The 15,949-nt window shown below is 71.8% G+C and carries 5 protein-coding genes; 4 read left to right on the forward strand and 1 reads right to left on the reverse strand.

Annotated elements, in window-relative coordinates:
• Positions 1–4 precede the first annotated feature (4 nt).
• Genes ACIBNA_RS11540 through ACIBNA_RS11550 form a run of 3 tightly spaced genes read left to right on the forward strand, consistent with a single transcriptional unit; the run spans position 5 to position 14,457 of the window.
• Positions 5–1,792 carry an ABC transporter ATP-binding protein gene (locus ACIBNA_RS11540; RefSeq protein WP_399164998.1) on the forward strand — a complete coding sequence of 596 codons (1,788 nt, stop codon included), beginning with the start codon at positions 5–7 and terminating at the stop codon, positions 1,790–1,792.
• 58 nt (positions 1,793–1,850) lie between these two features.
• Entirely contained in the window at positions 1,851–12,770 is a 10,920-nt protein-coding gene (locus tag ACIBNA_RS11545; protein ID WP_399164999.1) for an amino acid adenylation domain-containing protein, read from the forward strand.
• A complete protein-coding gene (locus ACIBNA_RS11550; protein WP_399165000.1) occupies positions 12,757–14,457 on the forward strand; it encodes an ABC transporter ATP-binding protein in 1,701 nt (566 codons plus the stop codon). The genes ACIBNA_RS11545 and ACIBNA_RS11550 overlap by 14 nt, the downstream gene beginning before the upstream one ends.
• 84 nt (positions 14,458–14,541) lie before the next feature.
• Here the strand turns inward: ACIBNA_RS11550 and ACIBNA_RS11555 are convergent, their stop codons facing one another.
• A complete protein-coding gene (locus ACIBNA_RS11555; RefSeq protein WP_399165001.1) occupies positions 14,542–15,639 on the reverse strand; it encodes an alpha/beta hydrolase-fold protein in 1,098 nt (365 codons plus the stop codon).
• A gap of 91 nt (positions 15,640–15,730) precedes the next feature.
• Here ACIBNA_RS11555 and ACIBNA_RS11560 point away from each other — a divergent pair, with 91 nt between their 5' ends.
• On the forward strand, positions 15,731–15,943 hold the full coding sequence (locus ACIBNA_RS11560) for an MbtH family protein (RefSeq protein WP_086599049.1): 213 nt from the start codon (positions 15,731–15,733) through the stop codon (positions 15,941–15,943).
• The last annotated feature ends 6 nt before the right edge of the window (positions 15,944–15,949 follow it).

Consider the following 15,949-nt stretch of genomic DNA (forward strand, 5'->3'; position numbering starts at 1 on the left):
CGGTGTGAGCGCGACCACCACCCGCCCCGCCCCGGCGACCCTGCACACGGCCACCGGACGCGAGGCCACCCGATGGGTCGCGGCGCACTGCCGCGAGGTGCCCTGGCTGTCGGCGGCCACCGTGCTCACCACGGTGGCCGGCGCGGCGCTCCAGGTGCTCCCGGTCCTGCTGCTCGGCCGGGTGGTCGACGGCGTGGTCGAGGGTGAGTCGCGCTCGGTCCTCGTCACCATCGGGGTGTTGATCGGGGCCGCCGCGCTGCTCGGCGCGGCGGCCACCGCGGTGTCGACGTACCTGATCGGCCGGCTGGGCGCCGACCTGCTCGCGCGGCTGCGGGAAGGGGCCGTCCGGGCGGTGCTGGGGATGCCGAGCGCCCGCATCGAACAGGTCGGCCGGGGAGACGTGCTCTCCAGGGTCGGCGACGACGTGGCCGTCATCTCCAAGGGCATCCGTACGGCCATCCCCACGGTGTTCTCGGCCGGAGTGCTGGTCACCATCGCCACGTTCGGCATGTTCGGACTGGACTGGCGGCTCGGACTGGCGGGCGCCGGCGCGCTGCCCGCGTACGCGCTGGCCCTGCGCTGGTATCTCCCCCGTTCCGCCCCGCTCTACCGGAAACAGCGGGTGGCCCAGGCCGACCGCGCCCAGGCGTTGATCAGCGGTCTGAACGGGATCGACACGGTCCGGGCGTACCGGCTGGAGGGCGCCTTCCGCGAGAAGGTCACCAGCGAGTCCTGGCGGGTGCGCGATCTCGGTATCGAGGTGTTCCGGTTCTTCGGCCGGTTCGTCGGCCGGGAGAACCGCGCCGAGTTCATCGGGCTGGTCCTGATCCTCCTGGTGGGGTACGCCCTGCTGGAGGCCGACGCCGCCAGCCTGGGCGAGGTGTCGGCGGCCCCGCTGCTGTTCCACCGGCTGTTCGGCCCGCTGGGCCTCATCATGTTCACCTTCGACGAGGCGCAGAAGTCGGGCGCGAGCCTGACCCGGCTGGTCGGTGTGCTGGGGGAGGCCGGTGAGGGCCGGCTGGTGGGTGACCCGGCCGTCGCCCCGGCGGATGCCGAGCCGTTGCCGGTGACGGTGCGGGGGCTGACGTTCCGTTACCCCGGCTCCGAGGAACCGGTGCTGAGGGACGTCGATCTGACGATCCCGGCCGGGGGTTCGCTCGCGCTGGTGGGTGCGACGGGTGCGGGCAAGACGACCCTGGCCGCGCTGATCGCGGGCATCGGGACTCCCGAGGCCGGGTCGGTGCGCATCGGCGCCACGGACTTGGCGGGTCTGGACGAGGCCGGGGCGCGGGCCCTGGTGAGCATCCTGACGCAGGAGACGCACGTGTTCTCCGGCCCGCTCGCCGACGACCTGCGGCTGTCCGCGCCGGGGGCGACCGACGCCGAGCTGACGGACGCGCTGCGCACGGTCGGCGCCGACGCATGGGTCCAGGCGCTGCCCGACGGGCTGAACACCACGGTCGGCGAGGGCGGTGAGCGCCTGGACGTCACCAAGGTGGCCCAGATCGCCCTGGCCCGGCTGGTGCTGGCCCGCTCGCCCGTGGTGGTGCTCGACGAGTCCACCGCGGAGGCCGGCAGCGAGGGCGCCGCCGAGCTGGAACGCGCGGTCGTGGCGGCGTGCGCGGGCCGGACCACCCTGTTCGTGGCGCACCGGCTGACCCAGGCGATGGCGGCGGACCGGATCGCCGTGCTGGACGCGGGCCGCGTCGTCGAGCAGGGCACGCACGAGGAGTTGGTGGCTCTGGGCGGCCGGTACGCGCGGCTGTGGCAGGCATGGCGCGAGGGTAGTTAGGCAAGCCTAAGTTAGGCTGGGCTTACTTTGGTTTCCTTGAAAGGGTGCTGAGTCTTCGATGATGGAACCGAGCGCTCGTCTCGTACGGCTTTCCCCCGAACGCCTGGCCGACGTACGCCGGCGGACCGGCGACTACTCCGACAAGACCATCACCGAAGCGTGCGCCATCGGGCTGTCGTACTGGACGACGGGCCGGAGCCCCGACGGCATCGACCTCACCCCCGGCACCCTGTTCGCCGACGTCCTCGGATGGGTCGACAACGGCGGGGCCGGGCCCGGTGACTGGGAGGTCGGCGCGGACGGCCGCAGCATCACCGTCCCCGGCGGTGTCGCGCCGGCCGACGCGCAGCTCGCGCTGGACGACCTGGCCGACTTCCCGGACCGCCCCCTCGGCACCATCGGCCCGTCCAGCGTGACCGCGAGACTGGACGTCCTGGCCCGCTGGAACGACACCGACGCCGACCGGGTCCGCCCGACCATCGTGGAGATGTTCCGCGAGCAGGCACGGACCAGACCTGACGCCGTCGCCATCGTCGACGAGCACCGCTTGCTGACCTACCGTCAGGCGGCCGAGCGGTCCAGTCAGCTGGCCCACCATCTGATCGAACGCGGCCTCGGCCGCGAACAGGTCGTCGGCATATCGCTGGGCCGCTCCGCCCAGATGGTCATCGGGCTGCTCGCCGTGCTCCAGGCGGGGTGCGCCTTCGTGCCGCTCGATCCGCAGTGGCCCGCCGCGCGCCGGGCCGTCGTCATCGAGGACGCCCGGGTCGTCGTACAGCTCAACGACTCGGGCGAGCACGACCCGGCCGAACCGCCGGCCCTGGCCGTCGACCTCGACGACTGGCGCTACGGTTCCCACCCCACCGAGGGGACCGGCGTCACCGTCCACGGCGACGCACTCGCGTACGTGATCTTCACCTCCGGCTCGACCGGACGGCCCAAGGGCGCCATGATCCGCCACGAGGCGATCAGCGAGCGCCTGCTGTGGCAGGTGAACGAGATCCTGGGCTTCGGCCACGACGACGCCTCGCTGTTCAAGGCGCCGTTGTCCTTCGACATCTCCATCAACGAGATATTTCTGCCGCTGGTGTCCGGCGCCCGGCTCGTGGTGCTGCGGCCCGGCGGCGAACGCGACCCGCACCATCTGCTGAGCGTGATCGCCGAACAGCGCGTCACCTTCACCTACCTGGTGTCGTCCATGCTGGACGTCCTGCTGGAGATCGCCGGCGACTCCGGCCGGCTGGACAGCCTCAGGCACGTGTGGTGCGGCGGAGAGGTGCTCACCCCGGAGCTGTACGAACGGTTCCGCACCAAGCTCGACATCCCCATGTACCACGGCTACGGCCCCGCCGAGACGACCATCGGCGTCTCCCACGTCATCTACCGGGGAGCCGCGGAACGCCTGTCGACATCCATCGGCAAGGCCAACCCCAACACCCAGCTGTACGTCCTCGACGAGGAACTGCGCCCCGTGCCCGTCGGCGTCGGCGGCGAACTGTACGTGGGCGGTTTCCTCCTGGGGCGCGGCTACGTCAACGCGCCCGGTCTGACGGCCTCCCGGTTCGTAGCCAACCCCTTCGCCGACGACGGCTCCCGCCTCTACCGCACCGGTGACCTCGCCCGGTTCGCCCCGGACGGATCGCTGGACTTCCTCGGCCGCGCCGACAACCAGATCAAGATCCGCGGCATGCGGCTGGAGATCGAGGACGTCGAGGTCGGCCTCGCAGAACACCCCGGCGTACGGCACACCTGCGTCGTCGCACGGAAGAACGCGGCGGGCGGCACCTACCTGGTGGGCTACGTCATCCCGGCAGCGGGCAGCGAGGACCTGCGGGCGGACGAGGTCAAGGCGTGGGCCGCCGCGCACATGGTGGAGTACATGGTGCCCGCCCACATCGTCGTGATGACGCAGTTCCCGCTCACCGCCAACGGCAAGCTCGACCGCAACGCCCTGCCGGAGCCCACCATCGGCACGGGCACGCTTCAGCGGCCCACCACCGAGAACGAACGCGCGGTGTGCGCGGCGGTCGCGGCCGTGCTGCGGCTCGAAGAGGTCGGCGTCGACCAGGACTTCTTCCAGCTCGGCGGCGACAGCATCCTGGCGATCTCACTGCTGAGCGCGCTGCGCGACGCGGGCCTCTACGTCACGGCACGGCAGATCTTCACCCACAGCACCGTGGGGGCCCTGGCCGCGGTCGCGAGCCGGGAGGACGTCTCCACCGTCGACCACCGCGATGTCGCGACCGGGTCCGTCGTGGGATCGCCCATCGTGCAGTGGCTCGGCGAGACCACCGACGCGATCGACGGCTTCGTGCAGTCCGTCGTGCTCAACACCCCGCCGGACCTGACCGCCGGCGCTCTCGACGAGATCCTCACCGCCGTGCTCCGCAGGCACGACATGCTGCGCGCCAGACTGGTGCGCGCAGACCGCTGGAGCTTCGACATCCCCGAGCCGGAGAGGGCCGTCGCCGGGTGGCAGGAGAGCGACCTGCCGTTCGACGCGTGCGTCGCACTCGCCACCGACGCCCTGGACCCCGACAACGGCGTGATGCTGCGAGCCGTCTGGCGCCGCGCGGCAGGGCAACTGGTCCTGGTCGCCCACCACGTGGTGATCGACGGCGTGTCCTGGCGGATCCTGATGGACGACCTGGCCACGGCCTGGCGGCAGTTCACCTCGGGCAACCCGATCGAGCTGCCCCCGGTGGGCACGTCCTTCCGGCGCTGGACGCAACTGCTGGAGCGCGCGGCGTTCGACGCGGACAGCTCCTACTACTGGCGCCCCCTGCCGGGAGAGGACCGACCGCTGGGCAGGCGCGCGCTGTCCGCAGCCGACACCGTCGCGACGGAGCGCCTGCGGACCGTCTCGGCCGGCCCGGAGATCACGGCCAAGCTGCTGGGCGAGATCCCCGCGAAGTTCCACGCGGGCGTCAACGACGTCCTGCTGACCGGGCTCGCCGTCGCGCTCGCCCGGTGGCGCCGCGACCTGGGACAGGACCAGACCTTCGCGCACATCGAACTGGAGGGCCACGGCCGCGAAGGACAGTTCGTGGCGGGCTGCGCCGGCTTCGAGCCCGAGCTGTCGCGGACCGTCGGCTGGTTCACCACTCTCTTCCCGGTGACCGTCGACCCCGGCACGGCGGCCGACCTCACCGCACCCGAATACCTGACCGCCGCCCTCAAGGCGGTCAAGGAAGACCTCGCCCGGGTACCGGACAACGGCGTCTCCTACGGTGCCCTGCGGTACCTGACCGACACCGAGTTCGACGCACCCGCACCGCAGGCGCTCTTCAACTACCTGGGCCGCTTCGCCGCAGGCGAGCCCGGAGCCTGGCAACTCGCCCAGGCCACTGGCCAGTTGGGCGAGAAGCGTGATCCGCGGATGCGCCTGCCGCGCGCCCTGGAGTTCAACGCGATCGCCGAACCGGCCTCGACCGGCGACTACGACCTGGTCACCACCATCTCCTGGCCCGACGGCATGTTCACCGACGAGGACATCGCCACCATCGGCGGCTACTACCGGGACGCCCTGGCCGGACTGGCCGCACTCGAACCGCAAGGCGGCCACTCGCCCAGCGACTTCGGACTGGTGCCGCTGACACAGACCGACGTCGACGCCCTGGACGGCCCGGCGCTGCGGGACATCCTGCCGCTGACGCCGCTGCAGGAGGGCCTGTACTTCCACTCCGTCTTCGACGACGACTCGGCCGGCGCCTACGTCGAACAGCAACTGCTCACCCTGGACGGCGAGGTGGACGCCGACCGGCTCGCGGCGGCTGCCACCCGGCTGCTCACGCTGTACCCGAACCTGGCCGCGCGGTTCGTGGCCCTCGCCGACGGCCGTGTGGTCTCCGTACTGGAGAGCGGCGTCGAGGCGCCCTTCACCACCCTTGACCGCCCCGGCATCACCGACGCCGAGCTGCGCGACCTGGCCGAGCGGGACCGCCGCGCCGGATTCGACCTGGCGACGGGCCCGCTGATGCGGTACACCCTGGTCCGCGGAGGCCCGGGCCGGAACGTCCTCGTGCAGACCGTGCACCACATCATCGCCGACGGCTGGTCGGTGCCGCCGATGCTCCGCGCGCTGCTCGCCGAGTACCACGCGCCCGGGACCGTTTACCCGGTCGGCGGCTTCTCCGACTACGTACGCTGGCTCGCCGGACGCGACGCCGACGAGAGCGACCGCGTATGGCGCGAGCAGCTCGCGGACCTGCCCGGCCCGTCGCTGGTCGCCGAGGGACACACCCCGTCCGACCGGTTCGCCGACACCGCCGTGCGGCCGGAGCCCGACGTCGACGCGGCCGCCCGGTCGGCCGGCGTGCCGCTGAGCGTGGCCGTGCACAGCGCCTGGGCGGTGACGCTGGGCGGCATCCTGCACGGCAGGGACGTGGTGTTCGGCTCCACGGTCTCCGGCCGCGACGCGGACGTGCCCGGCATCGAGGACATGGTGGGTCTGTTCATCAACACGATTCCCGTACGCGCCCGTTGGACCGGCACCACCACCGCACAGGACCTGCTCGACTCGGTGCGGGAACACCAGGGCGCTGTCCTGCCGCACCAGCACGTCTCACTGGCCAGGATCGGCCGCCAGGCCGATGCCGGCTCCCTGTTCGACACCCTGGTGGTGTTCGACGTCGCGACCGACGTGGCCGGGCTGCGGCGGCCCGGCGACACGCTGGTCGTCACCGACCTCGTCAACGAGGGCGCACCGCACTACCCGTTGACCCTGGTCGTGGAACGCTCACTCGACGGCCGTCCGCGCTTCAACCTGATCTACGACGGCGAACTGCTGCGGGAGACCACCGCCCAGTCGATCCTGCACACGTTCACCTCGACGCTCACCGCCCTGCTCACCCGACCGGACACCCTGGTCGACGACGTGATGTCCGAGGGCGACCGGCGCCCCGCGCGCATCACTGCGACGACCCTGGGAGGCCTGTTCGACGCCGTCGCACGGCGCGACCCGGCCGCCACCGCCGTCACCCAGTGCGGTCTCGACGGCGGTACCCGGTCCCTGACGTACGGCGAACTGGCGGACGCCAAGAACGAGTTGGCCGCCGCCCTGCGCGCGGCCGGTGTCGGCCCCGGCCGACGGGTCGCCGTCGCCGTCCCGCGGTCCGTCGAGCAGGTCGTCGCCCTGGTAGCGATCGTCGCCGCGGGCGGCGCGTACGTACCGCTGGACCTGGCCTACCCGGACGAACGCCTGGAGTACATCCTCGCCGACGCCGCTCCACAGGTCGTCCTCGTGGACCGCGAGCAGCGCGACCGCTTCACGGAAGTCCTGGCCCGTACGGGCGTGCGGGCCCGCGTACTCGTGCAGGGCGACGACCTGCCCCGGGCCACCGCCGAGCAGCCCCGTCCGGAGCCCGGCTGGCACGACCCCGCGTACGTGATCTACACGTCCGGATCGACCGGCCGGCCCAAGGGCGTCGTCGTCCCGCACTCCAGCGTGGTGACGCTGCTCGCCAACACCCAGCCGGACATGGGCTTCGGCCCGCACGACGTCTGGGTCCAGTTCCACTCCTTCTCCTTCGACTTCGCGGTCTGGGAGCTGTGGGGCGCGCTGGCACACGGCGGTGAGCTGCTGGTGCCGGAGTACGGGCTGACCCGCTCCCCGGTCGACTTCCACCGGCTGGTCCGCGAGCGCGGGGTGACCGTGCTCAACCAGACGCCGTCCGCCTTCTACCAGTTCATCGAGGCCGACCGGCATGCCGGCGAGCCGCTGCCCGGCCTGCGCCGCATCATCTTCGGCGGCGAGGCGCTGGACCTCGGGCGGCTGCGCGGCTGGGTCGAGCGGCACGGCACCGGCTCGCCCGAGCTGGTCAACATGTACGGCATCACCGAGACCACCGTCCACGTCACCCACCGCGTACTGACCGAGCAGGACTTCGGCCCCGGCGACGACGTCAGCCCGATCGGCGGCCCCCTGCCCGGCCTGGTCACCTACCTCCTCGACGACCGGCTCCGGCCGGTGCCGCCGGGCCGGGTGGGCGCCATCTACGTCGCCGGCGACCAGGTGTCGCTCGGCTACCTGGGCAGGCCCGGCCTCACCGCGAGCCGGTTCGTGGCGAACCCCTTCGCCGGGGACGGCTCCCGCATGTACCACACGGGCGACCTCGCCCGCCGCACCCTCGACGGCGAGCTGGAGTTCGCCGGCCGCGCCGACGATCAAGTCCAGCTCAAGGGCTTCCGCATCGAGCTGGGCGAGGTCGAGGCCGCGATCCGGGAACTCGGAGGCGTGGTCGACGTGGCCGTGACGGTGGCCGACAGAGGGGATCACCTGGTGGCGCACGTGGTGGGCCGGGTGCCGGGGGACTTCGCCGAGCAACTGTCCACGAAGCTGCCTGTGCACATGGTGCCGGGGCGGGTGCTGCCGGTTGAAGCACTGCCTCTGACAGTGAACGGCAAGCTGGATCGAAAGGCGCTGGTGAAACGCGCCCAAAGGGGCGCGGGGAACTGCGCGACCAGCCACGACGCACCCGCAGACGGAACCACCGCGGTGGCCGCACTCACCAAGATCTTCACAGAGACGCTGCCCGGCTCGGACGTGACCGCCGACACCGACTTCTTCCACGCCGGAGGCGACAGCATCATCGCCATCACGGTCGTGAACAGGGCCAGGACGCTCGGCCTGCCGATCGCCCCCCGGGACGTGTTCCTGCACAAGAGCCCCCGCGCGCTCGCCGCGCACCTGGCGACGCGTACACCACAGGCCGCTGCTCCCACCCACCGCGAGGACGGCCCGCTCCCCCCGACGCCGATCATCCTGCGCCAGCGCGAACTGGGCGGCTCACTCACCCGGTTCGCCCAGGCCAGGGCCCTCCAGGCCCCAGAAGGCACCGGCTTCACGGACGCCCAGCGCGCGGCGGGCGCCGTAGTCGCCGCACACCCGACCCTGCGCCTGCGGCTCCACACCGAACACGGAGTGTGGACCCTCCGCACCGAACCCACCCGCGACATCACCGTCGTACGCCCGGACACCACCGACGCCACGACCGCCGCGAACGAGGCCGCCGGACGGCTCGACCCCGAGTCGGGAGAGGTCGTCGCCTTCTCGTGGCTGGAGGCGAGCCGGACCCTGGTCGTCACCGTGCACCACCTCGCCGTCGACTCGGTGTCCTGGCTGATCCTGCTGGACGACCTGGACACGGCCCTGCGCGGTGAGCCCCTGGCCCCGCCGACCACGTCCTACGCCGACTACGCCGAAGCACTGACGCTCCAGTCGGCCCAGGCCGTCGACGACCTCGGACACTGGGTCACCACACTCAAGGCCCCCGAACTCCTGCCCACCGTCGCAGAGTTGCGCGAGACCACGGTCGTGCTCGCCCCCGACGTGAGCGACCGCCTGACCCGCACCGCCCCCGCCGTACTCGGCATCGGCCTCACCGAGCTGCTGTGCGGAGCCCTGCGCACCGCGCTGACCCACATCCAGCCCTCGCCCACCGACCTCGCGATCGACCTGGAGCGGCACGGCCGGGTCCCGGCGCTGGAAGACCACGACTACACCCGTACCGTCGGCTGGTTCACCTCTATCGCACCCGTACGGCTCACCGCGCACACCGACCCCGTCGCAGCCGCAGGCGAAGTCGCAGAACGCCAGCCGGACGAGCGCGCCCACGTCACCTACGGACAGCTCCGGTATCTCAACCCGCAGACGGCCCCCCTGCTCGACACCGCCCGCCCGCAGGTGCTGTTCAACTACCTCGGCCGGGGCAGCGAGTCCCAGGCGGTGCACATCACCGGTGGCGACCAGGGCAGCCCGTACGCCGTCGAGGTCAACGCCTGGCTCGACGAGGCCACCGGAAGCCTGCACACGGCATTCACCCTCGCCGAGGCCGTCCCCGACGAGATCACCGAGCACTGGCAGGGCGCACTCCAGCGCATCGCGGACGCCGCCACGACGGCCGAGCGCACCGCACCGGTCACCCCGCTCCAGCGGGGCCTGTTCTTCCAGGCCCAGATGGCGGGCTCGGCCGGGCACTACGTGGCGCAGAGCTGGTTCACGTTCGACCGGCGCCTGGACACCGGCGCGCTGACCGAGGCGATGGCGTACGTGATCGCCCGGCACCCGGTCGTGGGCGCCGGCTTCACGACCGACTCCGACGGCAACCCGGTCCAGGTCCTCAAGGCCGGCCGGAGGGTCGACGTCCGCACGATCGAGCTGTCGACGGACGCCGAGGTCGACGCGCTGCGGGCCCGGGACCGCGACACGGGGTTCGACCCGGGTGAGCCACCGCTGATCCGGCTGACCGTGGTGTGTCTGCCCGACGACCGCGACGGCCTGCTGCTCAGCTACCACCTGCTGCTGTGGGACGGCTGGTCCCGCGAGATCATGCTGCGGGACCTGTTCGACGCCTATCAGGCCGCCGTCGCGGGCGAGCCGCTCGACGCGGTCCCGGCCACGCCGAGCTTCGAGGACCACGCCCGGGCGCTCGCCGCCAAGGACGCGGCCGTCTCGGAACGCTTCTGGGCGGAGCACCTGGCCGACCTCCCCGGTCCCACACTGCTCGCCGGACCGGCGCCGTCCTTCTCGGACGACCTGCCGCGCGCGCTCGTGCACACGCTGTCCGCCGAACAGTCCGACCTGCTGCGGGAGGCGGCCCGGACGCACGGCGTCACCCTGAACTCCGTGCTGACCGGAGCCTTCGGCCTTCTCCTCGGCGCCCGCACGGGCCGCAGTGACGCCGTGTTCGGCGTGACCGTCTCCGGCCGTGAGGGCGAGGGACTGTCCGACATCGTCGGCGTGTTGCTCAACACCGTGCCCATGTGGACGCGGCCACGGCCGGACGACACGGTCCGCGACTACCTCTCGGCCGTGCAGACGGCCAGGGTCGAGGCGATGGAGCACGAGCACCTGGGGCTCGGCGAGATCCAGCGGGCCAGTGGCCACGACACCCTGTTCGACAACCTGTTCGTGCTCCAGAACTTCCTGGACATGGACGCCTTCGCCGAGATGAACGCCCGGCACGGCATCACCTCGGTGAAGGCCGACGACTCCACCCACTATCCGTTCACCTGGGTCGTCACGCCCGGCGACCGGCTCACCGTCAAGCTGGAGTACCGCGACCAGGACACCGGGAACGCCCGTCGCCTCCTCGACGACTACCTGCGCGTGCTGGAGGACCTGGCCCGGTCGTCCGGCCCGGTGGGCGCGCTGCGGGGCCTGGGGCCGGAGCCCTCGCGGGGCGAGCGCACGGACGTGGGCACGGACACCGTCGTCGACCGGTTCGACCAGGCGGCGGACCGCGCGCCGGATCGCGTCGCGCTCGTCGCCCACGGTTCGAGGATGACGTTCGCCGAACTCCGGGACCGCAGCCGCGCGGTGGCCGGCGTGCTCGCCCGGCGGGGCATCGGCCCCGAGACGAACGTAGGTCTCGCGATCCCGCGCTCCCTCGACTCGATCGTGGCGCTGTTCGCCGTGCTGCGCGTCGGCGCCGCGTACGTGCCGCTGGAGCTGGACCACCCGGACGAGCGGATCGCCGCGATCGTCGAGGACGCCCGCCCCGAGGTGATCCTCACCGTGAGCGCCGTGTCGCCCCGGCTGACCTCGCTGAGCGGCGACCTGATCGAGCTGGACCGCCCGCTGCCCGAGGCCGAGCCGCATGTGACGTTCGCACCGGACGACCCCGACCGCCTGCGGCATCCCGCCTACACGATCTACACCTCGGGATCGACCGGCAAGCCCAAGGGCGTGGTGACCGAGTACGCCGGACTCACCAACATGCTGATCAACCATCAGCGCCGGATCTTCGAGCCGGTGCTGGCGGAGCACGGCTACCGGATCTTCCGGATCGCGCACACCGTGTCGTTCGCGTTCGACATGTCCTGGGAGGAGCTGCTGTGGCTCGCCGACGGGCATGAAGTGCACGTCTGCGACGAGGAGTTGCGCCGCGACGCGCCCCGGCTGGTCGAGTACTGCCTGGAGCACGGGATCGACGTGATCAACGTGACCCCGACCTACGCACAGCAGTTGGTGGCCGAGGGGCTGCTCGACGACCCGGAACGCCGGCCGCCGCTGGTGCTGCTCGGCGGCGAGGCCGTCACCCCGACGCTGTGGCAGCGGCTCGCCGAGACCGAGGGGACGGTCGGCTACAACCTCTACGGACCCACCGAGTACACCATCAACACGCTCGGCGTCGGCACCTTCGAGTGTGAGGACCCCGTGGTCGGCGTCGCGATCGACAACACCGACGTGTACGTCCTGGACCCGTGGCTGCGCCCCCTGCCGGACGGCGTACCCGGCGAGCTGTACGTGTCGGGCATCGGCATCGCACGCGGCTACCTCGGGCAGCCCGCCCAGACCGCGCACCGCTTCGTCGCCTGCCCGTTCGGGGAACCCGGCGAGCGCATGTACCGCACCGGGGACCTGGTGGTCCGCCGGCCCGACGGCAACCTGATGTACCTGGGCCGCACCGACCAGCAGGTCAAGATCCGCGGGCACCGCGTCGAACTCGGCGAGGTGGAGGCCGTGTTCGCGGCGCACCCGGCGGTGCGGTTCGTCGCCGCGGTCGCCCAGCCCGACCCGCAGGTCGACGGCTCGTACCGGCTGGCCGCCTATCTGGTGCTGGACGGAGCCGAGTTGGCCACGGTGGCCGCCGAAGTCGGCGCCGGACTGCCGGACTTCCTGCGCCCCACGCACTACGCCCAGGTCGACAGCATCCCGCTGACGGTGAACGGGAAGGCTGACACCAAGGCGCTGCCGGAGGCCAAGCCGCTGGGCGCGCTGACCACGGTGGGGGAGCGGGGGCCCGCGACCGAGACCGAGACCGTGGTGTGCGAGTACTTCGCCGAGGCACTGGACCTGGACGACGACGAGGTGAGCGCGGTGAGCGACTTCGTGTCCCTCGGAGGACACTCCATGCTGGCGGTGCGGCTGATCGGGCTGCTCCGCCGCGAGTACGGTCCCGTGATCACGATCCGTGATCTGTTCACCCTGCGCACCCCGGAAGCGATTGCCCGACACCTCGATGACAACTCCTGACACGCAGCGGCCCCGCTCGGGGTCCGACATCCTCCGCACCGCACTGCGCCGCAACGTCGGCGCCATGGCCGGCGGCACCCTCCTCATGGGCATGTACCAGGCGGGCGAGACGGCCTTCCCCATCGCGCTCGGCCTGATCGTCGAGCACACGATGCGGGACCGGAGCCTCGGCGCGCTCGGCCTCTCGATCGCCGTACTGGCCGTGATCATCACGACGGTGTCGCTGTCCTGGCGATTCGGGATGCGCGTCCTTCAGAAGGCCAACACGACGGAGGCGCACCGCTGGCGCGTGAAGGTCGCGGCCTGCGGCCTGAAGCCGGTGGCCAGGGAAGTCGACCTCAAGTCCGGCGAGGTGCTGACCATCGCCACCGAGGACGCCGACCAGACCGCCGACATCATCGAGGTGGTGCCGCTGCTGATCAGCTCGCTGGTCGCGGTGGTGGTCGCGGCGGTCGCCCTGGGCCTCGCCGACATCCGGCTCGGCCTGCTGGTGATCGTGGGAACCGTCGCGATCCTGTCGTGCCTGAGCGTGCTGTCCAAGCGCATCGGCACCAGCACCCAGGAACAGCAGGCCCGGGTGGCGCGGGCGGGCGCGAAGGTAGCCGACCTGATCACCGGCCTGCGCCCGCTGCACGGCTTCGGCGGCAACCACGCGGCGTTCCGCTCCTACCGCGAGGTCAGCACGGAGGCGAAGGTCCAGGCGATCACCGTCGCCAAGGTGAACGGTGCGTACGCGGGCACCGCGCTGGCCCTCAACGCGGTCCTCGCCGGCGCCGTGACGCTGACGGCGGGCTGGCTGGCGTTCGACGGCCGGATCAGCATCGGCGAACTGGTCATGGCCGTGGGCCTGGCGCAGTTCATCATGGAACCGCTCAAACTGTTCTCGGAGATGCCGAAGTACGTGATGATGGCGCGCGCCTCGGCCGAGCGCATGGCACTGGTGCTGACCGCGCCGCCGGTGATGACGCCGGGATCCGAACGCCCGGCCGAGAGCGGGGACGTGGAGATCGACTGCGTCCGGTACGGAACCCTGCGCAAGCTGAAGTTCCAGGTGTCCGCCGGGGAGTTCGTGGCGATCGCCGCCTACCAGCCGCGCGCGGCGGCCGACCTCGCGTCGATCCTGGCCGTGAACGTCCCGCCCGGCGCCTACGAGGGAACGGTGCGCCTCGGCGGGCGGGACCTCGCGGACCTGTCGGTCGAGGCGGTCCGCGAGCACATGCTGGTGAACCCCTACGACGGGGAGATCTTCGCGGGGACGCTCCGCTCGAACATCGACCCCTCGGGCATCAGCGGCATGGTCCCCGAGGCCGTCGAGGCGTCCATGCTGACCGACGTGGTCGCCCTCCACCGCGAAGGCCTCGACTACGGCGTCCGCGACCGCGGCGCGAACCTCTCCGGGGGACAGCGCCAACGGCTCTCCCTGGCCCGCGCCCTCGCCGCCGACAGCGACGTCCTCGTCCTGCACGATCCGACGACGGCCGTCGACGCGGTCACGGAACAGCTCATCGCACGCAACGTCGCGAAACTGCGCCGGGGCCGCACCACCATCGTCCTCACCAGCAGCCCGGCCCTCCTGGACGCCGCCGACCGGGTCCTCGTCCTGGACGACGGCGTCGTCACGGCCGAGGACACCCACCGGAACTTGCTGGCGACGGACGAGAACTACTGCTCGGCGGTGGCGCGGTAACGCGCCCCGCCGAGGGGCGCGGGGCTGTTTCGATGTGCGGCTCCGCCGCGTGGGCGCGATCAGCCCCCACCGGCCCGCAGGCGACTACGGTGCCCCCAACACCCAGGCGACATCCCTGACCAGCGCATGTCTCCACCCCACCCGATCATGGCCGGAGGCCGACCGCGAAACCCGCACGGTCGCCCCGGCCTGCTCGGCCAAGGTCTCCACCGCCTCACAATGCGGCAGCATCCGCGTCTCGTGTTCCCCCACATCGAACGCGACCCGCAGCCCCGACAGATCCGCCCCCTCCCGCAGCCGCGCAGCGATCGCACCACCCACCGGACCCCCCAACGAGTCCGCGGCCCCCATCGCATCGGACGTCCACCAGAACGACCCCGACTGACACGCCACACGCGACACCAGCTCCGGAAACTCCAGCGCCGCGTACACCGCGCTCAGCCCACCGAGGCTCTGCCCGGCGGCCACCAACCAGTCAAGGTCGGCGCAGACCCCGGACTCCGCCACCAACGGCAGCAGTTCGTCCCGGACCGCCTCCCACAACTCGGGCCGGCACGCGAACTCGGTCTCCCTGTCCTTCGCCGGCAGGAAGACGAGGGTGACCGGCGGCATCTCACCACTGGCGACCGCCGAGTCGAACGCGGTCATGGCCGGGTGCAGATACAGCCAGTCGTCCCCGTCGAGCAGCAGGACCACCGGTCCGCCGCCGCCCGCCGGATGCACGCGCACGGTCCGCCGCCCACCCAGCCGTTCACTGGCCCAGCGGATCCTGGTGCGGGGCAGGGGCAGCACGCCGTCGGCACCGACAGCGGGCCAGTGCGGCTGGGCCGGCGCGTCCGGTGTCGCGGCGATGGACCGGTCACCGCCGGCCCCGACCGGGTTGAACGGATCCGCGTACGCCTCCTCGCCCACGCGGAACTGGTACGTCACCCGCAGCCGCGCGGGCATGCGCACCTCGGCGTACCAGCAGTCCGTATCGCCGAACCGGCCCAGCGGCACAGGCTCGGACCAGCTCTCGAAGTCGATGCTCGCCGCATCGGACCCACGCCACAGGAAGAGGGTCACCCAGCCGTCGCCGTCGGGTACCGACGCGGGTGTCCGCGCGGCCGCCCAGAACTCGTCGGTGCCGGGTGTGCCGGGCAGTCCGAACGCGGCGAACGTGTCTTCCCCCACCAACCTCATTGAACGTCTCCTTGTGGAGCGGAAAGCGAGAAGGCTAAGCTCAGTTGCGATTAGGCGAGCCTAACCTAATTTTCACAGGAGGCACCGGCACATGAGCACCAACCCCTTCGACGACGCCGACGGCCGTTTCCTCGTCCTCGTGAACGACGAGGGCCAGCACTCGCTCTGGCCGTCCTTCGCGGACGTGCCCGGGGGCTGGACGATCGCCTTCGAGGAGAACACCCGGGAGGCCTGCCTGGAGTACGTCGAGGCCAACTGGACCGATCTGCGCCCCCGTTCCCTCGCCGAGTCCATGGACGCCTGACGCCCG

Source organism: Streptomyces sp. NPDC050164 (assembly GCF_044459945.1).
Classification (GTDB): Bacteria; Actinomycetota; Actinomycetes; order Streptomycetales; family Streptomycetaceae; genus Streptomyces; species Streptomyces coeruleorubidus_A.